Consider the following 23,521-nt stretch of genomic DNA (forward strand, 5'->3'; position numbering starts at 1 on the left):
GTCGAATACGCGGTGCAGAGGTCATCTGGTCCGCTCGATCAAATGCCATCTGGCAGGTGCTGACACAGCCCTGATAGGCCAGAATGGAGACCCCGGCGAGCCGTCGGGATCGTGGAGAAATGAGTTATGGGGTTTGATCAGATTCGTCAGCGCCGTTTGTCTGACGATATTGTCGAGCAGCTCGAGGGGATGATTCTCGAGGGCACGCTGAAGGCGGGTGAGCGCTTGCCGGCCGAACGTGCGTTGGCCGAGCAGTTCGGCGTGTCACGCCCTTCGTTGCGCGAAGCGATTCAGAAGCTGGCGGCCAAGGGCTTGCTGGTCAGCCGCCAGGGTGGCGGCAATTATGTGGTGGAGTCGCTGGGGTCAACCTTCAGCGATCCGCTGCTGCATCTGCTGGAAAGCAACCCTGAAGCGCAGCGCGATCTGCTGGAATTTCGTCACACCCTGGAAGCCTCCTGCGCCTATTACGCAGCCATGCGTGCTACGGACGTTGATCGCGAGCGATTGACCGCGGCCTTCAATGAATTGCAGGACTGCTATACGCGTCACGACGAGGTAAGTCGGGCGGAAGAGGGGGCGGCGGATGCGAAATTCCACCTGGCAATTGCTGAAGCCAGTCACAACGCGGTGTTGCTGCACACCATTCGCGGGTTGTTCGATCTGCTCAAACGCAACGTGGTGACGAATATCGGCGGGATGTACAAGCAGCGTACGGAGACCCGCGACATGCTTATCACGCAGCACCGGGAGTTGTACCTGGCGATTATTGAAGGAAGGGCCGAGCAGGCGCGGGAAGTCTCCAGCCGACACATTTTGTATGTGCAGGAAGTGCTGGAAGAAGTGCGTCAGGAAGTGCAGCGCATGGCTCGGGCGGAGCGGCGCAAAGGAATGTGATTATTTAAAGCAAAAGATCGCAGCCTGCGGCAGCTCCATGGATACGCGATCTATGTAGGAGCTGCCGCAGGCTGCGATCTTTTCGCAAGCGCCACAACACTCAGGCCGAAAGATTAATCTTCCTTGCCCTTGTTGCGCACCGCACGCTGCAATTCGCGACCGGCGTCGCGTTCGCGTTCGGTATCACGCTTGTCGTATTCCTTCTTGCCCTTGCCCAGAGCGATCTCGCACTTGACCATATGCTTGCTCCAGTACCAGGACAGGCACACGCAGGCGTAACCTTTTTGCTGCACGGCAGTGGCCAGCTTTTCCAGCTCGCGGCGGTTGAGCAGCAATTTTCGGGTGCGGGTCGGGTCAGCGATGACGTGGGTGCTGGCGGTCATCAGCGGCGTAATGTGGCTGCCGAGCAGCCAGGCTTCGCCATCCTTGAGCAGTACGTAACTGTCAACCAGTTGTAGCTTGCTTGCCCGCAGACTTTTTACTTCCCAGCCGGCCAGGACCAGGCCAGCCTCGAACTTGTGCTCGATGAAGTAATCGTGTCGCGCCTTTTTGTTTTGCGCGATGGTCCCTGTTGGGTGTTTCTTCTGTTTAGCCATAGGGGCGGCATTATAGGGAGTTGCACGCGAGTCGGCTACGGTATCGCTACGTGCTTGAGCAGGTTGATTGAATCCCGGACAATGCGGCCTCTTTTTTGAACGCTTGGGCGTGATAACGATGTCGACAGACAAGGTTTCTGTCCACGGCAGTTGGGCTAGCCGCTGGGTCTTCATACTCGCCGCGACCGGTTCGGCCGTGGGCCTGGGTAGTATCTGGAAATTCCCGTACATGGTCGGTGTCTACGGCGGCGGCGCCTTCGTGCTGATGTTCCTGGCCTGTATCGCGCTGATCGGTGTGCCGGTCATGCTGGCCGAAACCCTGATCGGCCGCCGTGCACGGCAGAGCCCGGCCAACGCCCTGAAGGTATTGGCGCTGGAAGCCGGGCATTCGGGTAAATGGTCCTGGGGCGCATTCGCCGGGATGATCACGGCGTTGTTGATTCTGTCTTTCTATAGTGTGGTCGGCGGCTGGTCGCTGGATTACATCATCGACATGGGCCGTGGCGACTTCCAGGGGGTGACGGCTGACCAGGTTGGCGCCTACTTTGGCAATGTGATCGCCGATCCATGGCGCCTGACACTTTGGCACACGATTTTCATGCTGCTGTCGGCCGTGGTCATCGCCAAGGGCGTGGTCGCCGGCCTGGAGCGCAGCCTGCGGATCATGATGCCGCTGCTGTTCGTGATGGTGATTGTTCTGCTGGGCTACAGCATGACCACCGGCCATTTCATGGAGGGCGTGCATTTTATGTTCGACTTCCACCCGGAAAAAGTACTCGACGGCTTGCTGCCCGCCATGGGGCACGCGTTTTTTTCCCTGAGCGTGGGCGTCGGTTCGATCATGATCTACGGCGCCTACATGCCAAAGAACTCATCGATTTCCGGCACCATCGTCGGTGTGGCACTGCTCGATACCTTCGTTTCCCTGGTCGCTGGTCTGGCATTGTTTCCGATTGTGTTTGCCGCGGGCCTGAACCCGAGCGAAGGCCCTGGCCTGATGTTCGTAAGCCTGCCATTTGCCTTTGGTAACGTAGCGTTTGGCCAGTTGATGGGCGTAGTGTTCTTCGTGCTGGTAGCGATCGCAGCCTGGAGTTCGGCGATTTCCCTGCTCGAACCGATGGTGGCTTACCTGGTTGAACGCACGAAAGTCAGCCGCGCGTGGGTCACCTTCTGGCTGGCATTTATCTGCTGGTTTGTCGGTCTGGGCACGGTGTTTTCCTTCAATATCTGGAAGGAAGCCAAATTTTTCGTGAACGAAGGCGGGATGTTCCATCTCTATCAATGGGGTGCGGCCGGAGGCCTGGACTTCTTTGGTGTGATCGATTTCTTCACCTCGCGGATCATGTTGCCACTCGGTGGTTTGTGTTTCGTGGTGTTTGCAGGCTGGGTGATGGGGCGTGAAGCGGTACGCGACGAGTTGTCGATCCGCAACCCTGCGTTGTTCGCCCTGTCCTTGTTCTTGATGCGCTATGTGGCGCCCATCGGCATTCTCGTAGTGTTTGCCGCCCAGCTGTGGAAGTGACGCTGACATGACGACACACATTCAACGTTCGGCCCTGCTGCCGTATCCGGCACAAGCGCTGTATGACCTGGTCAATGACGTGGCGCGTTACCCGGAATTTCTGCCGTGGTGCTCATCGGCCGAAGTCCTGGAGAATTCTCCTGAGCATATGCGCGCTAGCGTCGGCGTGGCCAAGGGCGGTCTCAGCCAGCATTTCGTAACGCGCAATACGCTGGTACCTGGGCATTCGATCGAGATGAACCTCGAGGAAGGCCCGTTCAATCAATTGCATGGCGTCTGGGTGTTCAAGCCGTTGGGCGAGAAAGCCTGCAAGATCAGCCTGGACCTGTCGTTCGATTACGCCGGGCCGATTGTCCGCGCGACCCTGGGGCCGTTGTTCAATCAGGCGGCCAATACGTTGATGGATGCCTTCTGCCAGCGCGCCAAGCAGATGCATGGTTGAGGCCGTGATCGACGTTGAGGTGGTGTATGCCGCCATTGATCGTCAGGTGCTCCTATCGGTATCGGTACCGGCAGGAACAACCGTGCGGGCGGTTTTGCTGAAGTCGGGCATCGGCGAGGCGTTTTCCGAGCTGGATCTGGCCAGTTGTCCGGTGGGGATCTTCGGTAAATTGATCGCTGATCCGGGCAAACATCCTGTCCAGGCTGGAGATCGCATCGAGATATACCGGCCATTGCTGGCTGATCCGAAAGAAGTTCGTCGGTTGCGCGCAGCCAAGGCTGCTGAGGCCAAAGCCCGGAATCAGTGAATCACTAAACGCCAGACAATAAAAAACCCGGACATGCCGGGTTTTTTATTGCGTCGCAAATTATTGCGGCGAGGTTTCCAGAGGTTCTGGAGTCGGGACTGGAACGGTTTCTACACCGTCGACGTCCTTCTGGATCTGGTCCAGCAACGAACCTGGCTTGACCGGTTTTTCTGGTTTCGGCTTCTCGACGTTTTCTGCTGGTGCAGCAACTGTAGTGCCGCTGTCCTTGCCGAGAATGGCTTCATCGCGGCTCACGCCTGGCATGAAATCACCAGAGAGGCTGACAAGTTGGTCATTTGGGTTGAAGATAACGCTAATGCGTTCCTGTTGGCGTTCACCGCCACCCGGTTGCAGGCTGTACAGATAATCCCAGCGATCGGCATGGAACGTGTCGGTCAACAGAGGGTTGCCCATGATAAACCGTACTTGCTTGCGGGTCATTCCCGGGCGTAACTGGTCTATCATGTCCTGCGTGACGACATTGCCCTGCTGGATGTCGATTTTGTAAACCCCGGGGAATGAACAACCGGCGATTGGGAGCATTCCCAAAACGGTGAAACTGTTTAGCAAGAGCTTGGTGTTTTGCATCGGTGGGCGACTTCCACTATCTTGGCTGGGACAACGTAAACGCCGATCATACCCGCATTAAGAGAAGCTGCGAAGCAGCATCGCGAGAAAGCTGACCATGGTTGAAAATAGCGAACTACGCAAAGCCGGCCTCAAAGTGACCCTTCCACGGGTCAAAATTCTGCAAATGCTCGATTCCGCCGAGCAACGCCACATGAGTGCCGAGGATGTCTACAAGGCGCTGATGGAGGCTGGTGAGGACGTCGGTCTGGCCACGGTTTACCGTGTCCTGACTCAGTTCGAGGCAGCTGGCCTTGTGGTGCGGCACAACTTCGACGGGGGCCATGCGGTCTTCGAACTGGACGACGGCAAGCATCACGACCATATGGTCAACGTCGAAACCAGTGAAGTGATCGAATTCTTCGACGAAGAAATCGAGCGACTGCAGAAGGCAATCGTCGACAAGTATGGCTTCGAGATGGTTGATCACAACCTTGTGCTGTACGTACGCAAGAAAAAGTAAGCATGTCGCGCGAACTTAAGGTTCGCGAAACGAGCGAAGGCGACCCCAGGGTCGCCTTCGTGCTTTCTGCCGGTCTTAAATTTTCGCGGTGACGACCATTTTCCTGGCATGAGCCAGAGATTCCTTTGTAAGGTCGATGCCTCCCAGCATTCGCGCCACTTCTTCGACACGATCGTTCTTGCTCAGCTTGGAGACGGCTGTGTGAGTGGCATCTTCGCCGCGCACTTTGTGTACGAATAGATGTTGATGTCCCTGCGCTGCTACTTGCGGCAAGTGAGTTACCGTCAATACCTGCCCGCGCTCCCCAAGTCGACGCAGCAATTGGCCCACGATTTCGGCGGTCGGACCACCGATGCCCACGTCCACTTCGTCGAACACCAGGGTCGGTACGCGGGAGGTCTGCGCGGTGATCACTTGAATCGCCAGGCTGATCCGTGACAATTCGCCGCCGGATGCTACTTTTGCCAGGGCTTTCAGCGGTTGCCCTGGGTTGGCGCTCACGAGCAGTTCTACCTGCTCAAGTCCATTTGGCAGGAGTTCATCGCTGCCGTTCGGGCGCAGTTCGATGGTGAAACGACCGCCGGGCATGCCCAGTCGCTGGATTTCCTGCTCCACGGCGCGGGCCAGGCTGTTCGACGCCTGATGGCGCAAATCGCTCAGCTCACGAGCCTTCTCCTGATAATGACGGGCATAGGAGGCCAGTTCATCGCTCAGTCGCTCGATGGATTCGTCGTTGGCATTCAGGGTTTCGATTTCATCCAGCAAGCGCTGCTGCATCTCGGCCACTTCGGTCGGCTGGATGCGGTGTTTGCGCGCCATGGTATAGATCGCATCAAGGCGTTCCTCCAGGTACTGAAGGCGCGCTGGATCGGCATCGAAGTTATCAAGGAAGCGGTTCAGTTCTCCCACGGCTTCTTCGACCTGGATCTGTGCACTGGTCAGCAGGCTGCTGGCTTCACCCAGGGCCCCAATCGAATTGTTGACGCTCGAAAGGCGATTGAGGCTGGCGGTGAGGGCGTTCAGCACATTCCCGGAATCACTTTCGCTGCATTGTTCGACCACTTGCCGGCAAATGCCCAGCAGGGTTTCGGCGTTGGTCAGGTTCTTGTGTTCCTGTTCCAGCTGCTCTAGTTCACTTTCGCCGAGGCCGAGGTTTTCCAGCTCTTCGAGTTGATAACTGAGCAATTGATGGCGAGCGCGCTGCTCATCGCCGGAATTGGAAAGGCGTTCCAGCTCCTGGCGTGTCTGGCGCCAGCGTTGGGCGGCCAGGTGTACCTGGCGGGCAAGGTCCGTTGCACCGGCGTACTCGTCGAGTAGACGACGGTGCGTGTCGGTCTTTAGCAGGGATTGATGTTCATGCTGGCTGTGGATATCGATCAGCAGTTCACCCAGGGCTTTGAGGTCGCCGAGGGGACAGGGCGTGCCGTTGATGTAGCCACGCGAGCGCCCTTCGGCGGTGATCACCCGGCGCAGAATGCACGGGCCGTCGCTCTCCAGGTCACGCTCGGCCAGCCAAGCACTGGCTTCTGGAATATCGACCAGATCGAAGGTTGCCAGGATATCGGCCTTGTCAGCGCCGGGACGGACCACGCCGCTGTCGGCGCGATCGCCCAGGGTCAGGCCGAGGGCGTCGAGCATGATCGACTTGCCGGCGCCGGTTTCCCCAGTGATCACGCTCATCCCGCGATCGAGTTCGAGATCGAGATGTTCAACGATGGCGTAGTTATGTACGGACAGGTGCACCAGCATAAAGGCCGCTCCCAGGCTTTAGGTCTGGTTATTTATACAGTGTTTTGTTTCTGGCTGACAATGCCCTCCCTTAGCTCGATTTGCTTGATCCGACGAAATCCTAGATGCGCCTGGGAATGACAATGCATCTGTTTTTTGTAGGGTTAATAAATAAGCGCCCCTTGAAGCTGAATTTTGCGGCCCCATATAGCTGGGCAGAAGCGCGAGTTGAGCTCGCGGACGATATTGAAAGGAGAAATCTATGGCTGACGAACAGACAGTGGATACGCAAAATCTAGACGCCGATCAGGCTGCCCAGGATTCGGGTGATGAACTGGCGGCTCGTGTTCAAGTGCTCGAAGAGCAATTGGCTGGCGCTCATGATCAGGCTTTGCGTGTAGCGGCTGATCTGCAGAACGTCCGCCGTCGCGCCGAGCAGGATGTAGAAAAGGCTCACAAGTTCGCACTGGAGAAATTCGCCGGTGACTTGTTGCCGATCATCGACAGCCTGGAGCGTGGTCTGGAGTTGTCCAGCCCGGACGACGAAAGCATTCGTCCAATGCGCGAAGGCATCGAGCTGACCCTGAAAATGTTCCAGGACACCCTGAAACGTTATCAGCTGGAAGCGATCGATCCGCATGGCGAACCGTTCAACGCCGTTCAGCATCAGGCAATGGCCATGCAGGAAAGCGCCGACGTCGAGCCGAACAGCGTGCTCAAGGTGTTCCAGAAGGGCTATCAGCTCAACGGTCGCCTGCTGCGCCCGGCCATGGTCGTGGTCAGCAAGGCACCGGCACCGGTTTCGCCTTCGATTGACGAGCAGGCTTGAAATTAGCCGCAAGGCCCCCATTTAGAAGTCAAGCGTTTAAGTGCTACCGCAGTTAGCCACCACTGCTGCGGCAACCAAATCCAAAGTTTCGGGAGAGTGAACATGGGCAAAATTATCGGTATCGACCTGGGGACTACCAACTCCTGCGTCTCCGTGCTTGAAAACGGCGTAGCCAAAGTTATTGAAAACGCTGAAGGCACGCGTACCACGCCGTCGATCATCGCTTACGCCAACGATGGTGAAATCCTCGTTGGTCAATCGGCCAAGCGTCAGGCTGTGACCAATCCGCACAACACCCTGTATGCGGTGAAGCGTCTGATCGGTCGTAAGTTCGACGAAGAAGTCGTACAGAAAGACATCAAGATGGTCCCGTACAAAATCGCCAAGGCTGATAACGGCGATGCGTGGGTTGAAGTGAACGGCCAGAAAATGTCGCCGCCACAAATCTCGGCTGAAATTCTGAAGAAAATGAAGAAGACCGCCGAAGACTACCTCGGCGAGCCAGTGACCGAAGCGGTGATCACTGTTCCGGCTTACTTCAACGACAGCCAGCGTCAAGCCACCAAAGACGCCGGCCGCATTGCGGGCCTGGACGTAAAACGTATCATCAACGAACCAACCGCAGCCGCTCTGGCTTACGGTATGGACAAGGCGAAGGGCGATCACACCGTGATCGTTTACGACTTGGGCGGCGGTACTTTCGACGTTTCCGTGATCGAAATCGCTGAAGTCGATGGCGAGCACCAGTTCGAAGTACTGGCCACCAACGGTGACACGTTCCTGGGCGGTGAAGACTTTGACATTCGTCTGATCGACTACCTCGTTGATGAATTCAAGAAAGAAAGCGGCATGAACCTTAAAGGTGACCCGCTGGCCATGCAGCGCCTGAAAGAAGCCGCTGAAAAAGCCAAGATCGAACTGTCTTCGAGCAATTCGACCGACGTGAACCTGCCGTACATCACTGCAGACGCCACCGGTCCTAAGCACTTGAACGTGAAAATCTCCCGCGCCAAGCTCGAAGCGCTGGTAGAAGACCTGGTTCAACGCACCATCGAACCTTGCCGCATCGCTCTGAAAGACTCGGGCATCGACATTGGCGCCATCAACGACGTGATCCTGGTCGGCGGTCAGACCCGTATGCCACTGGTTCAGAAGCTGGTGACCGAGTTCTTCGGTAAAGAAGCGCGTAAAGATGTGAACCCGGACGAAGCGGTTGCCATGGGTGCTGCTATCCAGGGCGCAGTATTGGCCGGTGACGTGAAAGACGTTCTGCTGCTGGACGTTAGCCCGCTGACTCTGGGTATCGAAACCATGGGTGGCGTGATGACCGCGCTGATCGAGAAAAACACCACGATTCCTACCAAGAAATCGCAAGTGTTCTCGACTGCCGACGACAACCAGGGCGCTGTGACCATTCACGTGCTGCAAGGTGAGCGTAAGCAAGCCGCTCAGAACAAGTCTTTGGGCAAGTTCGACCTGGCCGAGATTCCACCAGCACCACGTGGCGTGCCACAAATTGAAGTGACCTTCGACATCGACGCCAACGGCATTCTGCACGTGGGCGCCAAAGACAAGGCTACCGGCAAGACTCAGTCGATCGTGATCAAGGCCAACTCCGGTCTGTCCGAGGAAGAGATTCAGCAGATGATTCGCGATGCTGAAGCCAACGTCGACGCAGATCGCCAGTTCGAAGAGCTGGCAACCGCTCGCAACCAGGGCGATGCGCTGGTTCACTCGACTCGCAAAATGGTCGCAGATGCTGGCGATAAAGTGACTGCTGAAGAGAAGACTGCAATCGAAGCTGCTGTTGTTGCGCTGGAAGCCGCTGTCAAAGGCGACGACAAGGCCGCGATCGAAGCCAAGGTTGAAGAGCTGTCGAAAGTCTCCGCTCCAGTAGCCCAGAAGATGTACGCCGAGCAGGCTCAACCTGCTGAAGGTGCTGCACCGCAAGGCGAATCGGCCGAGAAGGCTGACGACGTCGTCGACGCTGAGTTCGAAGAAGTCAAAGACCACAAGTAAGTTGTTGGTCGGCCGGTTGACTGCCTTTAGGCAGTGACTGGTAGGATGTCGCCGCGCGGGGGCTTGCTCCCGCGTTGGCGTGTCTGGAGTTAGCGAATTTTTACAGCATGCGACAAGGTTCGTGTGTTGGCGGTATGGCCGGAAATGCTCCTGCTTTTCGAGCCGAAAGTACCGCATCGAATCAAAGACCAGGATCGTTGAATTGACGTGAGTTGGGTCCGGGCCTGTATTGGGGCTCAACGAGTTTGGCAAGGCTCAGGAGAGGTTTGCCGAACGTCCTTAAGAGTGCAAAGACTTATGGCAAAGCGTGACTATTACGAAGTATTGGGTGTTGAGCGTGGCTCAAGCGAAGCAGACCTGAAAAAGGCCTACCGTCGCCTGGCAATGAAGCACCACCCGGACCGTAATCCCGATGACAAAGCGTCGGAAGATATGTTCAAGGAGGCCAACGAGGCCTACGAGGTGCTGTCCGATTCCAGCAAGCGCGCGGCGTACGACCAGTACGGTCATGCCGGTGTCGACCCAAGCATGGGCGGCGGCGGTGCCGGGTTTGGCGGTCAGAACTTCTCCGACATCTTTGGTGATGTCTTCAGTGACTTCTTCGGCGGCGGTCGCGGCGGTTCTCGTGGCGGCGCTCAGCGCGGCAGCGACCTGCGTTACACCCTGGAACTGAATCTGGAAGAAGCGGTGCGCGGTACGACCGTGAATATCCGTGTTCCGACATTGGTCAACTGCAAGCCGTGCGACGGTTCGGGTGCCAAGAAAGGTTCCTCACCGATCACTTGCCCGACGTGTGGTGGTATCGGTCAAGTCCGTATGCAGCAGGGCTTTTTCTCGGTGCAGCAGACATGTCCGCGCTGCCATGGCCAGGGCAAGATCATTTCCGATCCGTGCGACTCGTGCGACGGTCAAGGTCGTGTCGAAGAGTACAAAACCCTCTCGGTGAAAGTGCCGGCCGGTGTTGATACCGGTGACCGCATTCGTCTGTCCGGCGAAGGCGAGGCGGGGGCTCAGGGTGGCCCGACTGGCGACCTGTACGTGGTGATCAACGTGCGTGAGCACGCGATCTTCCAGCGCGACGGCAAGCACCTGTTCTGCGAAGTGCCAATCAGCTTTGTCGATGCTGCGCTGGGTGGTGAGCTGGAGATTCCGACCCTTGATGGTCGAGTCAAACTGAAAATCCCTGAAGGAACTCAGACCGGCAAGCAGTTCCGTGTTCGCGGCAAGGGCGTTGCGCCAGTGCGCGGCGGCGGTGCTGGTGACTTGATGTGCCGGGTGGCGGTCGAAACCCCTGTCAATCTGGGACGTCGTCAGCGCGAACTGTTGGAAGAGTTCCGTAGCTCGCTGGCAGATGACAACAGCCATTCGCCTAAAACCACTGGTTGGTTCGAAGGCGTGAAGCGCTTCTTCGGCGATTTGTAAGGAGTCGGCATGCGACGTATAGCTGTGATGGGCGCTGCCGGGCGCATGGGCAAGATTCTGGTCGAGGCGGTGCAGCAACGCGCGCCGCTGACCGGGCTGACGGCAGCCATCGTACGCCCCGGCAGCACGCTGATTGGCGTGGATGCCGGTGAGCTGGCCTCGCTGGGGCGTATCGGTGTGCCGCTGTCCGGCAATCTGGACGCGGTGGCTGATGAGTTCGACGTGTTGATCGACTTCACGCTCCCGGAAGTCATGCTGAAAAACCTGGCGTTCTGCCGTAAGGCGGGCAAGGCCATGGTGATCGGCACGACAGGGCTGGACGCCGCGCAGAAGCAGCTGCTGGCCGAGGCCAGCAAGGATATTCCGATCGTGTTCGCAGCCAATTTCAGTGTCGGTGTAAACCTGTCGCTGAAGCTGCTCGACATGGCTGCTCGTGTGCTGGGTGATGAGGCGGATATCGAAATCATCGAGGCTCATCATCGGCACAAGATCGATGCGCCTTCAGGTACGGCTCTGCGCATGGGTGAAGTCATCGCGAGCGCCTTGGATCGTGATCTGCAGAAGGTTGCGGTCTATGGTCGGGAAGGCCATACCGGCGCTCGCGAGCGTGAAACGATCGGCTTTGCCACTGTTCGCGGTGGTGATGTGGTTGGCGATCATACGGTGCTGTTCGCCTGTGAGGGTGAGCGACTGGAGATCACTCACAAGGCGTCCAGTCGCATGACCTTCGCCAAGGGCGCTGTGCGTGCTGCGTTGTGGCTGGATAGCCGTGAGCCGGGTCTTTACGACATGCAAGACGTGCTCGACTTGCGTTAAGATGCCCCCGAAATCGGGCTCCAACACAGTGTTTGGGCCCGGTTTTATTACGCCAAGCGACGTCCTGTCGCATTCCCCGGCCTTTAAGGCTCATTGGCGGTAGACCAAAAATTCCTTTTTCTGTAAGCTACAGCTTTAGTGTGTCCACTAAAAGCGCGCAGAATTATTCGGTGAAGAAGCGGGGTGACGTGTCCATACGTCACTCCGCTTTTTTACAACCTGCGATTGCCCCTTCAGGCTTTATTTACGGGAGGTCTTCTTGACTAAGCCAGCCATACTCGCCCTTGCTGATGGCAGCATTTTTCGCGGCGAAGCCATTGGAGCCGACGGTCAAACCGTTGGTGAGGTGGTGTTTAACACTGCCATGACCGGCTATCAGGAAATCCTTACCGATCCTTCCTACGCCCAACAGATCGTTACCCTGACTTACCCGCACATCGGCAACACCGGCACCACGCCGGAAGACGCCGAGTCCGACCGCGTATGGTCTGCAGGTCTGGTGATTCGCGACCTGCCACTGGTTGCGAGCAACTGGCGTAACACGATGTCCCTGTCCGACTACCTGAAAGCCAACAACGTTGTGGCAATCGCCGGTATCGACACTCGCCGCCTGACGCGCATCCTGCGTGAGAAAGGCGCGCAGAACGGCTGCATCATGGCCGGCGACAACATCTCCGAAGCAGCCGCCATCGCCGCTGCCCAGGGTTTCCCTGGCCTCAAAGGCATGGACCTGGCGAAAGTCGTCAGCACCAAAGAGAAGTACGAGTGGCGCTCGACTGTCTGGGACCTGAAAACCGACAGCCACGCGACCCTCGAAGCGTCCGAGCTGCCACACCACGTGGTGGCCTACGACTACGGCGTCAAGCTGAACATCCTGCGCATGCTGGTCGAGCGCGGCTGCCGCGTAACCGTGGTGCCGGCCCAGACCCCAGCCGCTGACGTTCTGGCCATGAAGCCGGACGGCGTGTTCCTGTCCAACGGTCCTGGTGACCCGGAGCCTTGCGACTACGCGATCCAGGCGATCAAGGACGTGCTCGAAACCGAGATTCCGGTATTCGGCATCTGCCTCGGTCACCAGCTGCTGGCCCTGGCCTCCGGCGCCAAGACCCTGAAAATGGGTCACGGCCACCACGGTGCCAACCACCCGGTCCAGGACCTGGACACCGGCGTTGTGATGATCACCAGCCAGAACCACGGTTTTGCGGTAGACGAAGCGACCCTGCCAGTCAACGTCCGGGCGATCCACAAATCGCTGTTCGACGGCACCCTGCAAGGGATCGAGCGTACCGACAAGAGCGCCTTCAGCTTCCAGGGTCACCCTGAAGCCAGCCCTGGCCCGAACGACGTAGCGCCTCTGTTTGATCGCTTCATCAACGAAATGGCCAAGCGACGCTAATCGCTCGCCTTGATGTAGCAAAGCTTGAGGGCGGTCCCGACACACGGTGGCCCCCTCAGGTCTTCAAAGATTGAACAAGACGGCTTGCCGACTGACCTGCGGATTTGAGTGACAAACCCATGCCAAAACGTACAGACATTAAAAGCATCCTGATTCTCGGCGCTGGCCCGATCGTGATCGGCCAGGCTTGCGAATTCGACTACTCCGGCGCCCAGGCCTGTAAAGCCCTGCGCGAGGAGGGTTACCGCGTCATCCTGGTGAACTCCAACCCAGCGACCATCATGACCGACCCGGACATGGCTGACGCCACGTACATCGAGCCGATCAAGTGGCAAACCGTTGCCAAGATCATCGAGAAAGAGCGTCCGGACGCGTTGCTGCCGACCATGGGTGGCCAGACCGCTCTGAACTGCGCACTGGATCTGGAGCGCGAAGGCGTTCTGGAGAAGTTCGGCGTAGAGATGATCGGTGCCAACGCTGACACCATCGACAAGGCAGAAGACCGTTCGCGCTTCGACAAGGCGATGAAATCCATCGGTCTGGACTGCCCGCGTTCGGGTATCGCCCACAGCATGGAAGAGGCCAACGTGGTCCTTGAGAAGCTTGGCTTCCCGTGCATCATCCGTCCGTCCTTCACCATGGGCGGCACTGGTGGCGGTATCGCTTACAACCGTGAAGAGTTCGAAGAAATCTGCGCCCGCGGCCTCGACCTGTCGCCGACCAAAGAGCTGCTGATCGACGAATCCCTGATCGGCTGGAAAGAATACGAGATGGAGGTTGTCCGTGATAAGAAGGACAACTGCATCATCGTCTGCTCTATCGAAAACTTTGACCCGATGGGCGTGCACACCGGTGACTCGATCACTGTTGCGCCAGCACAGACCCTGACCGACAAGGAATACCAGATCATGCGTAACGCCTCCCTGGCGGTACTGCGTGAGATTGGCGTGGAAACCGGCGGCTCCAATGTCCAGTTCGGCATCTGCCCGGACACTGGCCGCATGGTCGTGATCGAGATGAACCCGCGTGTATCCCGCTCTTCGGCACTGGCCTCGAAAGCCACTGGTTTCCCGATTGCGCGTATCGCTGCCAAGCTGGCGATCGGCTACACCCTGGATGAGCTGCAGAACGAAATCACCGGCGGCGCTACTCCTGCATCCTTCGAGCCGTCCATCGACTACGTCGTGACCAAGCTGCCACGCTTCGCCTTCGAGAAATTCCCGAAAGCCGACGCACGCCTGACCACTCAAATGAAGTCGGTCGGTGAAGTCATGGCCATCGGCCGGACTTTCCAGGAATCCCTGCAGAAAGCCCTGCGTGGTCTGGAAGTGGGCGTTTGCGGCCTGGACGAGAAGCTCGACCTGAGCAATCCGGAAAGCATGAGCATTCTCAAGCGTGAACTGACCGTGCCGGGCGCCGAGCGTATCTGGTACGTGGCTGACGCGTTCCGCGCCGGTCTGTCGGTCGAAGACATCTTCGGCATGAACATGATCGACCCGTGGTTCCTGGTGCAGATCGAAGATCTGATCAAGGAAGAAGAGAAGGTCAAGACCCTGGGTCTGGCCAGCATCGACCGCAACTTGATGTTCCGTCTCAAGCGCAAAGGCTTCTCCGACATGCGTCTGGCCAAGCTGCTGGGCGTGACCGAGAAGGCTCTGCGTCGCCACCGTCACAAGCTTGAGATTTTCCCGGTCTACAAGCGCGTTGACACCTGCGCGGCCGAGTTCGCCACCGACACCGCTTACCTCTACTCGACGTACGAGGAAGAGTGCGAAGCTGCGCCGTCGGGCCGCGACAAAATCATGATTCTCGGCGGCGGTCCTAACCGTATCGGCCAGGGCATCGAGTTCGACTACTGCTGCGTACACGCGGCGCTGGCTCTGCGTGCCGACGGTTACGAGACCATCATGGTCAACTGCAACCCGGAAACCGTTTCCACCGACTACGACACCTCTGATCGCCTGTACTTCGAGCCAGTGACCCTGGAAGACGTACTGGAAATCGTCCGCGTCGAGAAGCCGAAAGGCGTGATCGTCCAGTACGGCGGCCAAACCCCGTTGAAACTGGCTCGTGCCCTGGAAGAAGCAGGCGTGCCGATCATCGGCACCAGCCCTGACGCCATCGACCGTGCCGAAGACCGTGAGCGCTTCCAGCAAATGGTCGAGCGCCTGAACCTGCGTCAGCCGCCAAACGCCACCGTGCGCAGCGAAGACGAAGCGATTCGTGCCGCTGCCAAGATCGGTTATCCGCTGGTGGTTCGTCCGTCCTACGTTCTGGGCGGCCGCGCGATGGAAATCGTTTACGAAGAAGAAGAGCTCAAGCGCTACCTGCGTGATGCGGTGAAAGTGTCCAACGACAGCCCGGTGCTGCTCGACCACTTCCTCAACTGCGCCATCGAAATGGACGTGGATGCGGTCTGCGACGGCACCGACGTGGTGATCGGCGCGATCATGCAGCACATCGAGCAGGCCGGCGTTCACTCCGGTGACTCCGCGTGCTCCCTGCCACCGTACTCGCTGCCTGCGCACATCCAGGACGAGATGCGCGAACAGGTCAAGAAAATGGCCCTGGAACTGGGTGTTGTCGGCCTGATGAACGTTCAGTTGGCGCTGCAAGGCGAAGACATCTACGTCATCGAAGTCAACCCGCGCGCTTCCCGTACCGTACCGTTCGTGTCGAAGTGCATTGGTGTTTCCCTGGCAATGATTGCGGCTCGCGTGATGGCCGGTAAAACCCTGAAGGAAATCGGCTTCACCAAAGAAATCATTCCGAACTTCTACAGTGTGAAAGAGGCGGTGTTCCCATTCGCCAAATTCCCTGGCGTGGACCCGATCCTGGGCCCAGAGATGAAGTCCACCGGTGAAGTGATGGGCGTGGGTGACACCTTCGGTGAAGCGTTTGCCAAAGCCCAAATGGGCGCCAGCGAAGTGCTGCCGACTGGCGGCACCGCGTTCATCAGCGTGCGTGATGACGACAAGCCACTGGTTGCAGGCGTGGCCCGTGATCTGATCAACTTGGGCTTCGAAGTGGTCGCCACTGCCGGTACTGCCAAGCTGATCGAAGCCGCAGGCCTGAAAGTGCGTCGTGTGAACAAGGTGACCGAGGGGCGTCCGCACGTGGTCGACATGATCAAGAATGACGAAGTCACCCTGATCATCAACACCACCGAAGGTCGTCAGTCGATCGCTGATTCGTACTCCATTCGTCGTAATGCCTTGCAGCACAAGATTTACTGCACCACTACCATTGCTGCTGGCGAAGCTATCTGCGAAGCACTGAAGTTCGGTCCCGAGAAGACCGTGCGCCGCTTGCAGGATCTACACGCAGGATTGAAGGCATGATCAAATACCCAATGACCGTCAAGGGCGCTAAAGCCCTGGAAGAAGAACACGCTCACCTGACCAAGGTCGTCCGTCCGAAGCTCAGCCAGGACATCGGTACGGCCCGCGAGTTGGGTGACTTGAAAGAAAACGCCGAATACCACGCTGCTCGCGAGCAGCAGGGTATGGTCGAGGCGCGGATCCGCGACATCGAAGGCCGCATGCAAAACGCGGTGATCATCGATGTCACGACCATTCCTCACACTGGCAAAGTGATCTTCGGCACCACCGTCGAAATCGCCAACGTCGAGACGGATGAAAGCGTCACTTACCACATCGTTGGTGAGGATGAGGCTGACTTCAAGCTCGGTAAGATTTCGGTCGGCTCGCCATTGGCCCGCGCCTTGATTGCCAAGGAAGAGGGTGATGTGGTTGCCGTGAAAACGCCTGGCGGCGTTATCGAGTACGAGATTGTCGAAGTTCGCCACATCTAAGCGCAGGCGCCCGCTACGTGCGGGCGCCATGCTTTGGCAACTGACTCAGATGTTGTGGGTTGGTGGTCTGTGGCTGTTGCACATCGGTCTGCTGCCGGTGCTGGGCAAAATTGGCCTGGCACCGCTGCTGATCGACGAAATCGCAGGCATGCTTGATGCGCTGATGGTGGGGTTCGCCGCAGCGTGTGTGATTTTTCAGGCTTTGGTGCTGGTTCAGGCCGAGGGCCTTGCCAGTCTATGGCGCGATATTCGCGGGCAACTGCTGATGATGGCGCTGTATGCGTGTGCGATGTATGTCGCGGTGCGTATCGGCTGGCCGGATGCCGTGCGTTGGCAGGTGTTCAGCTATCTTGTTCTGGGCTTTTCCGGGCTGGTGCTGGTGTTGCAGCCGGTGCCTGGATGGAGTGGCAGGGTGCGCGAAGCACACCCTTGACCCTTGTCATCACTTGAAGCGATGAACGTTCGACAGCTGCTTGTTGACGCTGAAGTTCTTGCGGTAAATCAGTGCCATCTTGCCGATGATCTGAACCAGGTCCGCTTTGCCGACCTTGCACAGTTCTGCAATGTTCGCCAGGCGCGACTCGCGATCGAGGATGTTGAGCTTGATTTTAATCAGCTCGTGATCCGCCAAAGCGCGTTCAAGTTCGGCTAACACACCTTCAGTCAAACCGTTGTCAGCCACAGTCAAAACTGGTTTCAGATGGTGGCCAATGGATTTGTACTGTTTCTTCTGCTCTTGAGTGAGCGGCATAATCTGACCCTTTAGTCTGGATTCTGTAAAATGGCGGCCATTTTACCCGAGGGTTCGTGGATCCGCCCAATTAATCACGACCCTTATCATCGAGGTGCCCAATGGCGCGTTCCAAGACAAGCCTTGGTTGGCTGAAAAGACATGTCAATGATCCATATGTGAAGCAGGCGCAGAAGGATGGTTACCGCTCGCGTGCGAGTTACAAGCTTCTGGAGGTCCAGGAGAAATACAAGCTGATCCGTCCGGGTATGAGCGTTGTCGACCTGGGTGCGGCGCCCGGCGGCTGGTCGCAGGTCACTAGTCGGCTGATCGGTGGTCAGGGGCGTCTGATCGCCTCGGACATCTTGGAAATGGACAGCATTCCGGACGTGACTTTCATCCAGGGTGACTTCACCCAGGACGAAGTGCTCGCTCAGATCCTTGAAGCCGTGGGTAATTCGCAGGTGGACCTTGTGATTTCCGATATGGCCCCCAATATGAGTGGTACGCCTGAGGTGGACATGCCAAAAGCCATGTTTCTATGTGAGCTGGCTCTTGATCTGGCGGCTCGGATACTCAAGACGGGTGGTAATTTCGTGATCAAGGTGTTTCAGGGCGAAGGGTTTGATGCTTACGTGAAGGACGCTCGTCAGAAATTCGACAAGGTCCAGATGATCAAGCCGGACTCTTCCCGTGGCAGTTCTCGCGAGCAATACATGCTGGCTTGGGGCTACCGCGGCCGTAGTGAGTAAATCGAGGTTTTTTTGCGGGGCGATAGGTTTTTCGTATTTCGCCCCGTGAGCATTAGCGAATATTGTGTAGAAAGTGTTTCACAAAGGGTTACAGACGGCGCCTGCCAGAGCCGTCTGTAATGTAGTAAGTTAGGCCGGTGAATATCATGCGAAGCGCGCGCCATTAGCGGAGCTTGCTTCAGAGGGTAGTTAATTGATCGATATGGCAAAGAATCTGATCATGTGTTTGATAATGGGGGCTGTGATTGTTACAGTGATGTTCATCTTCTTCTTGCATATCTTGCCGCAGACCCTCAACTATTCCGACTTCATCCAGCAGGTCAAGGATGGAAAGGTCGAGCGCGTAGCGGTTGACGGCTACGTGATTACCGGCAAACGCAACGATGGCGACAGCTTCAAGACCATTCGTCCGGCAATTCAGGACAACGGTCTGATCGGCGACCTCGTGGACAACCACGTCGTAGTCGAAGGCAAGCAGCCTGAGCAGCAAAGCATCTGGACTCAACTCCTGGTCGCAAGCTTCCCGATCCTGGTGATCATCGCCGTGTTCATGTTCTTCATGCGGCAGATGCAGGGCGGCGCCGGTGGTAAGGGCGGGCCAATGAGCTTCGGCAAGAGCAAGGCGCGCCTGCTCTCCGAGGATCAGGTGAAAACCACCTTGGGTGACGTTGCCGGTTGTGACGAAGCCAAGGAAGAAGTCGGTGAGTTGGTCGAGTTCCTGCGTGATCCGGGCAAATTCCAGCGTCTGGGCGGTCGCATTCCTCGCGGCGTGCTGATGGTGGGTCCTCCTGGTACCGGTAAAACCTTGCTGGCCAAGGCGATTGCCGGCGAAGCCAAAGTGCCGTTCTTCACCATTTCCGGTTCCGACTTCGTCGAAATGTTCGTCGGTGTCGGTGCCAGCCGTGTTCGCGACATGTTTGAACAGGCCAAGAAACACGCGCCATGCATCATCTTCATCGATGAAATCGACGCCGTCGGTCGCCACCGTGGCGCCGGCATGGGTGGCGGTCACGACGAGCGCGAGCAGACTCTCAACCAGTTGCTGGTAGAGATGGACGGCTTTGAAATGAATGACGGCATTATCGTCATTGCTGCAACCAACCGTCCGGACGTACTGGACCCTGCGTTGCTGCGTCCGGGCCGTTTCGACCGTCAGGTTGTCGTCGGTCTGCCGGATATCCGTGGTCGCGAGCAGATTCTCAAGGTTCACATGCGAAAAGTGCCAATGGGTGACGACGTCGCTCCGGCTGTGATCGCTCGTGGTACCCCTGGTTTCTCCGGTGCCGACCTGGCTAACCTGGTGAACGAAGCGTCGTTGTTCGCGGCCCGTGCCGGCAAGCGCATCGTCGAAATGAAAGAGTTCGAATTGGCCAAAGACAAGATCATGATGGGCGCCGAGCGCAAATCCATGGTCATGTCCGAAAAAGAGAAGCAGAACACCGCTTACCACGAGGCAGGTCACGCTATTGTTGGGCGCGTCGTGCCTGAGCATGATCCGGTCTACAAGGTGTCGATCATCCCGCGCGGTCGTGCGCTGGGTGTGACCATGTTTCTGCCGGAAGAAGATCGCTACAGCCTGTCCAAGCGTGCATTGATCAGTCAAATCTGCTCGTTGTACGGCGGCCGTATTGCTGAAGAAATGACCTTGGGCTTCGACGGCGTCACCACCGGTGCGTCAAACGACATCATGCGTGCCAGCCAGATTGCACGGAACATGGTAACCAAGTGGGGCTTGTCGGAAAAACTCGGCCCGTTGATGTACGCAGAAGAAGAGGGCGAAGTGTTCCTCGGCCGCGGCGGTGGCGGTCAGGGTGCAAGTTTCTCCGGTGAAACAGCCAAGTTGATCGACTCCGAAGTGCGCAGCATCATCGATCAGTGCTACGGCACGGCCAAGCAGATCCTCACCGATAACCGTGACAAGCTCGACGCCATGGCTGATGCCTTGATGAAGTACGAAACGATCGACGCTGATCAGATCGACGACATCATGGCGGGTCGTACGCCTCGTGAACCTCGCGACTGGTCAGGCGGCACCGGTACCTCCGGAACTCCTCCGGTGGCGCAGGATCCGCGCCCGGAAACACCGATCGGCGGTCCGGCTGCTGACGTTTAAGGTTTGAAATGACTTCTGTTCAGTCTTCGACCCGGTTGCCTTGCGGCAATCGGGTTCTTGATTTGGCCCTGACGCAGGTCATGGGTATTCTCAATGTCACTCCCGATTCCTTCTCTGATGGCGGCCAATATAGCCAGCTCGATGCGGCCTTGCGCCACGCTGAGGCCATGGTGGCGGCCGGCGCGACGTTGATTGATGTCGGTGGCGAATCGACCCGGCCGGGTGCCAGGGTTGTTTCACCGCTGGAAGAGCTTGAACGCGTAGCTCCGATCGTCGAGCGAATATACCGCGAGCTGGATGTAATTATCTCGGTCGACACATCCACCCCAGCTGTCATGCGCGAAGCCGCACGACTTGGCGCGGGGTTGATCAATGACGTGCGCTCTCTGCGGCGCGATGGCGCTCTGGATGCGGCTGCGGCCACTGGCCTGCCGATCTGTCTGATGCATATGCTCGGTGAACCGGGCGACATGCAGGACAATCCGCAGTATCAGGACGTCACGAAAGAGGTGGGCGAGTTTCTCGCCGAGCGCATGGCTCAGTGTGCGTCGGTAGGAATTACAGCGGACCGGATCATCCTTGATCCGGGCTTTGGCTTTGCAAAAACCTTGCAGCACAATCTAAGCTTGTTCAAGCATATGGAGGCCCTGCATGCCTTGGGGCGGCCCCTGTTGGTCGGGGTCTCGCGAAAGAGCATGATAGGTCAGGCATTGAATCGTCCAGTTGGCGAGCGTCTGTATGGTGGACTGGCGCTTGCAGCGCTGGCTTCGGTCAAGGGGGCGCGTATATTGCGCGTCCATGATGTGGCCGAAACCGTCGATGTAGTGCGGATGATCGCCGCAGTGGAATCAGCCGAATAAGAATGATGGAGCACTTATGACTAAAAAATACTTTGGCACCGACGGCATTCGTGGTCGGGTCGGCGAATATCCGATTACTCCTGACTTCATGCTCAAGCTCGGCTGGGCTGCTGGTATGGCGTTCCGCAAAATGGGCGCTTGCAAGGTATTGGTGGGCAAAGACACTCGGATCTCCGGCTATATGTTCGAATCTGCGCTCGAGGCCGGACTTACTTCGGCAGGTGCCGATGTCATGCTCCTGGGCCCGATGCCGACACCGGCCATCGCCTACCTGACGCGTACCTTCCAGGCCGAAGCGGGCATCGTGATCAGTGCCTCGCACAACCCTCACGATGACAATGGCATCAAGTTTTTCTCCGGGAAGGGCACCAAGCTTCCTGATGAAGTCGAGCATATGATCGAAGAGTTGCTCGACACCCCGATGACGGTGGTTGAGTCGAGCAAGATCGGCAAGGTATCGCGCATCAACGATGCTTCAGGCCGCTATATCGAATTCTGCAAAAGCAGCGTCCCGACGGGCACCAGCTTCGCGGGCCTGAAGATCGTGATCGACTGCGCCCACGGCGCGACCTACAAGGTGGCGCCTAGTGTATTCCGTGAGCTGGGGGCCGATGTCGTTGTGCTTTCTGCTCATCCTAACGGCCTGAACATCAATGAAAATTGCGGTTCGACCCATATGGAGCCACTGCAAGCCGCTGTATTGGCCGAGCATGCTGATTTGGGTATCGCCTTTGACGGTGATGGTGACCGGGTTCAGATGGTTGATCATACCGGTGCTGTTGTCGACGGTGATGAGTTGCTGTTTATCATTGCTCGCGACCTGCATGAGCAGGGTAAGTTGCAAGGCGGTGTGGTTGGTACGCTGATGAGTAACCTGGGGTTGGAATTGGCCCTGGCGGATCTGGCAATTCCTTTTGTGCGGGCCAATGTTGGCGACCGGTACGTAATCTCCGAGTTGCTGGAGCGCGATTGGCTGGTGGGTGGTGAAAATTCGGGGCACATTGTCTGCTTCAACCACACCACCACCGGTGACGCGATCATTGCCGCATTGCAGGTATTGATGGCGCTGAAGACCCGCTCCGAGGGGCTGGCGCAATCGCGTCAGGCGCTGCGCAAGTGCCCTCAGGTGTTGATCAATGTACGATTCGGCGGTGGTGCGAGCCCTCTTGATCATCCATCCGTCAAGGAGGCAAGCGAGCGCGTTACCAAGGCTATGGCTGGTCGTGGGCGCGTGCTGTTGCGCAAGTCCGGGACGGAGCCGCTGGTGCGGGTCATGGTCGAAGGCGAGGACGAAACACAGGTTCGCGGCTACGCCGAAGAGCTGGCAAAACTGGTTACTGAAGTTTCTGCCTGATTTCGGCTTGCCAGCCATGATTGTGTTGGGTAACATCTGCGCCCACTTTGACCGACGAGGTACAGCATGCGTCGCCCTATGGTAGCTGGTAACTGGAAGATGCACGGTACCCGCGCCAGCGTCGCTGAGCTGATCAATGGCCTTCGTCATCTGGCCTTGCCGAGCGATGTTGATGTAGCGGTATTCCCGTCTTGCTTGCATATCAATCAAGTGATTGATGGCTTGAAGGAAAAGTCGATTTCGGTCGGCGCGCAGAACTCTGCGGTGGAATCCATGCAAGGTGCGTTGACCGGTGAAGTTGCGCCGAGTCAGTTGGTGGATGCAGGCTGTTCTTTTGTGCTTGTCGGGCACTCCGAGCGCCGCCAGATAATGGGTGAGCAGGACGGAATGCTGATTCGCAAGTTCGCGGCTGCACAGGCATGTGGCTTGATTCCGGTGTTGTGCGTAGGGGAAACCCTTGAAGAGCGCGAAGCTGGAAAAACTCTTGAGGTTGTCGGGCGTCAGCTAGGCAGTATTATAGAGGAGCTCGGTGTTGGTGCTTTTGCAAAGGCAGTAATCGCTTACGAGCCGGTCTGGGCTATTGGTACCGGGCTGACTGCTTCGCCGCAACAGGCGCAGGATGTGCATGCAGCCATTCGCGCTCAGTTGGCGGCAGAGAATTCTGAGGTCGCGCAAGGTGTGCGGCTTCTATACGGCGGCAGCGTGAAGGCGGCCAATGCGGTCGAACTGTTCGGCATGCCGGATATCGATGGGGGGCTCATTGGTGGAGCGTCCCTGAATGCAGATGAGTTCGGTGCGATTTGTCGCGCCGCGGGAAACTGAAAAAATTCTGGAAAC

General features: G+C 57.7%; 22 protein-coding genes. 18 read left to right on the top strand and 4 right to left on the bottom strand.

Annotation, left to right across the window (positions count from 1 at the left end; genetic code table 11):
• Positions 1–126: 126 nt before the first annotated feature.
• The gene (locus ACIQU2_RS27250) at positions 127–894 is read left to right on the top strand and encodes a GntR family transcriptional regulator (protein ID WP_008149047.1); all 768 of its coding nucleotides are present in this window, start codon (positions 127–129) and stop codon (positions 892–894) included.
• A gap of 113 nt (positions 895–1,007) precedes the next feature.
• Here ACIQU2_RS27250 and smpB read toward each other — a convergent pair whose 3' ends face one another.
• A complete protein-coding gene (gene smpB / locus ACIQU2_RS27255) occupies positions 1,008–1,490 on the bottom strand; it encodes an SsrA-binding protein SmpB (protein ID WP_008149046.1) in 483 nt (160 codons plus the stop codon).
• Between the two features lie 118 nt (positions 1,491–1,608).
• Between smpB and ACIQU2_RS27260 the strand changes: the two genes are divergently transcribed.
• The 3 genes from ACIQU2_RS27260 to ACIQU2_RS27270 are packed head-to-tail and all read left to right on the top strand — an operon-like array spanning position 1,609 to position 3,761.
• Complete coding sequence (locus ACIQU2_RS27260) at positions 1,609–3,012, top strand: sodium-dependent transporter (protein ID WP_046045778.1); 1,404 nt, start codon at positions 1,609–1,611, stop codon at positions 3,010–3,012.
• A 7-nt stretch (positions 3,013–3,019) separates the two neighbouring features.
• Positions 3,020–3,454, top strand: coding sequence for a type II toxin-antitoxin system RatA family toxin (locus ACIQU2_RS27265; RefSeq protein ID WP_403145387.1), 435 nt, complete (start codon positions 3,020–3,022; stop codon positions 3,452–3,454).
• Complete coding sequence (locus ACIQU2_RS27270; protein WP_403145390.1) at positions 3,447–3,761, top strand: RnfH family protein; 315 nt, start codon at positions 3,447–3,449, stop codon at positions 3,759–3,761. The genes ACIQU2_RS27265 and ACIQU2_RS27270 overlap by 8 nt, the downstream gene beginning before the upstream one ends.
• Positions 3,762–3,821: 60 nt before the next feature.
• Here ACIQU2_RS27270 and ACIQU2_RS27275 read toward each other — a convergent pair whose 3' ends face one another.
• The gene (locus tag ACIQU2_RS27275) at positions 3,822–4,349 is read right to left on the bottom strand and encodes an outer membrane protein assembly factor BamE (RefSeq protein WP_403145392.1); all 528 of its coding nucleotides are present in this window, start codon (positions 4,347–4,349) and stop codon (positions 3,822–3,824) included.
• Between the two features lie 97 nt (positions 4,350–4,446).
• Here ACIQU2_RS27275 and fur point away from each other — a divergent pair, with 97 nt between their 5' ends.
• Positions 4,447–4,851 carry a ferric iron uptake transcriptional regulator gene (gene fur, locus ACIQU2_RS27280; RefSeq protein WP_003197684.1) on the top strand — a complete coding sequence of 135 codons (405 nt, stop codon included), beginning with the start codon at positions 4,447–4,449 and terminating at the stop codon, positions 4,849–4,851.
• 75 nt (positions 4,852–4,926) lie between these two features.
• On the opposite strand, the gene recN is transcribed toward fur, so the two are convergent.
• The gene (gene recN, locus ACIQU2_RS27285; protein ID WP_403145395.1) at positions 4,927–6,600 is read right to left on the bottom strand and encodes a DNA repair protein RecN; all 1,674 of its coding nucleotides are present in this window, start codon (positions 6,598–6,600) and stop codon (positions 4,927–4,929) included.
• A 241-nt stretch (positions 6,601–6,841) separates the two neighbouring features.
• Between recN and grpE the strand changes: the two genes are divergently transcribed.
• The 8 genes from grpE to ACIQU2_RS27325 all read left to right on the top strand — a co-directional run bounded on the left by grpE (position 6,842) and on the right by ACIQU2_RS27325 (position 17,308).
• Positions 6,842–7,408 carry a nucleotide exchange factor GrpE gene (gene grpE / locus ACIQU2_RS27290; protein ID WP_033058135.1) on the top strand — a complete coding sequence of 189 codons (567 nt, stop codon included), beginning with the start codon at positions 6,842–6,844 and terminating at the stop codon, positions 7,406–7,408.
• A gap of 102 nt (positions 7,409–7,510) precedes the next feature.
• Complete coding sequence (dnaK, locus tag ACIQU2_RS27295) at positions 7,511–9,427, top strand: molecular chaperone DnaK (RefSeq protein ID WP_008149038.1); 1,917 nt, start codon at positions 7,511–7,513, stop codon at positions 9,425–9,427.
• Positions 9,428–9,724: 297 nt separating this feature from the next.
• Positions 9,725–10,849 carry a molecular chaperone DnaJ gene (dnaJ, locus tag ACIQU2_RS27300; protein WP_008149037.1) on the top strand — a complete coding sequence of 375 codons (1,125 nt, stop codon included), beginning with the start codon at positions 9,725–9,727 and terminating at the stop codon, positions 10,847–10,849.
• Between the two features lie 9 nt (positions 10,850–10,858).
• Positions 10,859–11,665, top strand: coding sequence for a 4-hydroxy-tetrahydrodipicolinate reductase (gene dapB / locus ACIQU2_RS27305; protein ID WP_403145400.1), 807 nt, complete (start codon positions 10,859–10,861; stop codon positions 11,663–11,665).
• 259 nt (positions 11,666–11,924) lie between these two features.
• On the top strand, positions 11,925–13,061 hold the full coding sequence (gene carA / locus ACIQU2_RS27310; RefSeq protein WP_403145403.1) for a glutamine-hydrolyzing carbamoyl-phosphate synthase small subunit: 1,137 nt from the start codon (positions 11,925–11,927) through the stop codon (positions 13,059–13,061).
• A 119-nt stretch (positions 13,062–13,180) separates the two neighbouring features.
• On the top strand, positions 13,181–16,402 hold the full coding sequence (carB, locus tag ACIQU2_RS27315; protein WP_347802333.1) for a carbamoyl-phosphate synthase large subunit: 3,222 nt from the start codon (positions 13,181–13,183) through the stop codon (positions 16,400–16,402).
• Positions 16,399–16,875, top strand: a complete 477-nt coding sequence (greA, locus tag ACIQU2_RS27320; protein ID WP_046045786.1) for a transcription elongation factor GreA — start codon at positions 16,399–16,401, stop codon at positions 16,873–16,875. Before carB ends, greA begins: the two co-directional genes overlap by 4 nt.
• Before the next feature lie 28 nt (positions 16,876–16,903).
• Positions 16,904–17,308, top strand: a complete 405-nt coding sequence (locus tag ACIQU2_RS27325) for a hypothetical protein (protein ID WP_008149032.1) — start codon at positions 16,904–16,906, stop codon at positions 17,306–17,308.
• Between the two features lie 9 nt (positions 17,309–17,317).
• On the opposite strand, the gene ACIQU2_RS27330 is transcribed toward ACIQU2_RS27325, so the two are convergent.
• On the bottom strand, positions 17,318–17,626 hold the full coding sequence (locus ACIQU2_RS27330) for a YhbY family RNA-binding protein (RefSeq protein WP_347802332.1): 309 nt from the start codon (positions 17,624–17,626) through the stop codon (positions 17,318–17,320).
• A gap of 101 nt (positions 17,627–17,727) precedes the next feature.
• Here ACIQU2_RS27330 and rlmE point away from each other — a divergent pair, with 101 nt between their 5' ends.
• From rlmE to tpiA, 5 genes are all read left to right on the top strand, one after another.
• On the top strand, positions 17,728–18,357 hold the full coding sequence (gene rlmE / locus ACIQU2_RS27335) for a 23S rRNA (uridine(2552)-2'-O)-methyltransferase RlmE (RefSeq protein ID WP_403145407.1): 630 nt from the start codon (positions 17,728–17,730) through the stop codon (positions 18,355–18,357).
• Between the two features lie 202 nt (positions 18,358–18,559).
• A complete protein-coding gene (gene ftsH / locus ACIQU2_RS27340) occupies positions 18,560–20,470 on the top strand; it encodes an ATP-dependent zinc metalloprotease FtsH (RefSeq protein ID WP_403145408.1) in 1,911 nt (636 codons plus the stop codon).
• A gap of 8 nt (positions 20,471–20,478) precedes the next feature.
• Entirely contained in the window at positions 20,479–21,330 is an 852-nt protein-coding gene (folP, locus tag ACIQU2_RS27345) for a dihydropteroate synthase (RefSeq protein WP_403145410.1), read from the top strand.
• Between the two features lie 16 nt (positions 21,331–21,346).
• Positions 21,347–22,684, top strand: coding sequence for a phosphoglucosamine mutase (gene glmM / locus ACIQU2_RS27350; protein ID WP_403145413.1), 1,338 nt, complete (start codon positions 21,347–21,349; stop codon positions 22,682–22,684).
• 66 nt (positions 22,685–22,750) lie between these two features.
• Positions 22,751–23,506, top strand: coding sequence for a triose-phosphate isomerase (gene tpiA / locus ACIQU2_RS27355; RefSeq protein ID WP_347802329.1), 756 nt, complete (start codon positions 22,751–22,753; stop codon positions 23,504–23,506).
• Positions 23,507–23,521: the final 15 nt, after the last annotated feature.

The sequence above is a fragment of the Pseudomonas sp. NPDC098740 genome, from assembly GCF_044760065.1.
Classification (GTDB): Bacteria; Pseudomonadota; Gammaproteobacteria; order Pseudomonadales; family Pseudomonadaceae; genus Aquipseudomonas; species Aquipseudomonas rossensis.

Coding starts and splice junctions, on each gene's coding strand:
- ACIQU2_RS27250 (WP_008149047.1), top strand. CDS start 127: ATGGGGTTTGATCAGATTCGTCAGCGCCGTTTGTCTGACGATATTGTC.
- smpB (WP_008149046.1), bottom strand. CDS start 1,490: ATGGCTAAACAGAAGAAACACCCAACAGGGACCATCGCGCAAAACAAA.
- ACIQU2_RS27260 (WP_046045778.1), top strand. CDS start 1,609: ATGTCGACAGACAAGGTTTCTGTCCACGGCAGTTGGGCTAGCCGCTGG.
- ACIQU2_RS27265 (WP_403145387.1), top strand. CDS start 3,020: ATGACGACACACATTCAACGTTCGGCCCTGCTGCCGTATCCGGCACAA.
- ACIQU2_RS27270 (WP_403145390.1), top strand. CDS start 3,447: ATGGTTGAGGCCGTGATCGACGTTGAGGTGGTGTATGCCGCCATTGAT.
- ACIQU2_RS27275 (WP_403145392.1), bottom strand. CDS start 4,349: ATGCAAAACACCAAGCTCTTGCTAAACAGTTTCACCGTTTTGGGAATG.
- fur (WP_003197684.1), top strand. CDS start 4,447: ATGGTTGAAAATAGCGAACTACGCAAAGCCGGCCTCAAAGTGACCCTT.
- recN (WP_403145395.1), bottom strand. CDS start 6,600: ATGCTGGTGCACCTGTCCGTACATAACTACGCCATCGTTGAACATCTC.
- grpE (WP_033058135.1), top strand. CDS start 6,842: ATGGCTGACGAACAGACAGTGGATACGCAAAATCTAGACGCCGATCAG.
- dnaK (WP_008149038.1), top strand. CDS start 7,511: ATGGGCAAAATTATCGGTATCGACCTGGGGACTACCAACTCCTGCGTC.
- dnaJ (WP_008149037.1), top strand. CDS start 9,725: ATGGCAAAGCGTGACTATTACGAAGTATTGGGTGTTGAGCGTGGCTCA.
- dapB (WP_403145400.1), top strand. CDS start 10,859: ATGCGACGTATAGCTGTGATGGGCGCTGCCGGGCGCATGGGCAAGATT.
- carB (WP_347802333.1), top strand. CDS start 13,181: ATGCCAAAACGTACAGACATTAAAAGCATCCTGATTCTCGGCGCTGGC.
- greA (WP_046045786.1), top strand. CDS start 16,399: ATGATCAAATACCCAATGACCGTCAAGGGCGCTAAAGCCCTGGAAGAA.
- ACIQU2_RS27325 (WP_008149032.1), top strand. CDS start 16,904: ATGCTTTGGCAACTGACTCAGATGTTGTGGGTTGGTGGTCTGTGGCTG.
- ACIQU2_RS27330 (WP_347802332.1), bottom strand. CDS start 17,626: ATGCCGCTCACTCAAGAGCAGAAGAAACAGTACAAATCCATTGGCCAC.
- rlmE (WP_403145407.1), top strand. CDS start 17,728: ATGGCGCGTTCCAAGACAAGCCTTGGTTGGCTGAAAAGACATGTCAAT.
- ftsH (WP_403145408.1), top strand. CDS start 18,560: ATGGCAAAGAATCTGATCATGTGTTTGATAATGGGGGCTGTGATTGTT.
- folP (WP_403145410.1), top strand. CDS start 20,479: ATGACTTCTGTTCAGTCTTCGACCCGGTTGCCTTGCGGCAATCGGGTT.
- glmM (WP_403145413.1), top strand. CDS start 21,347: ATGACTAAAAAATACTTTGGCACCGACGGCATTCGTGGTCGGGTCGGC.
- tpiA (WP_347802329.1), top strand. CDS start 22,751: ATGCGTCGCCCTATGGTAGCTGGTAACTGGAAGATGCACGGTACCCGC.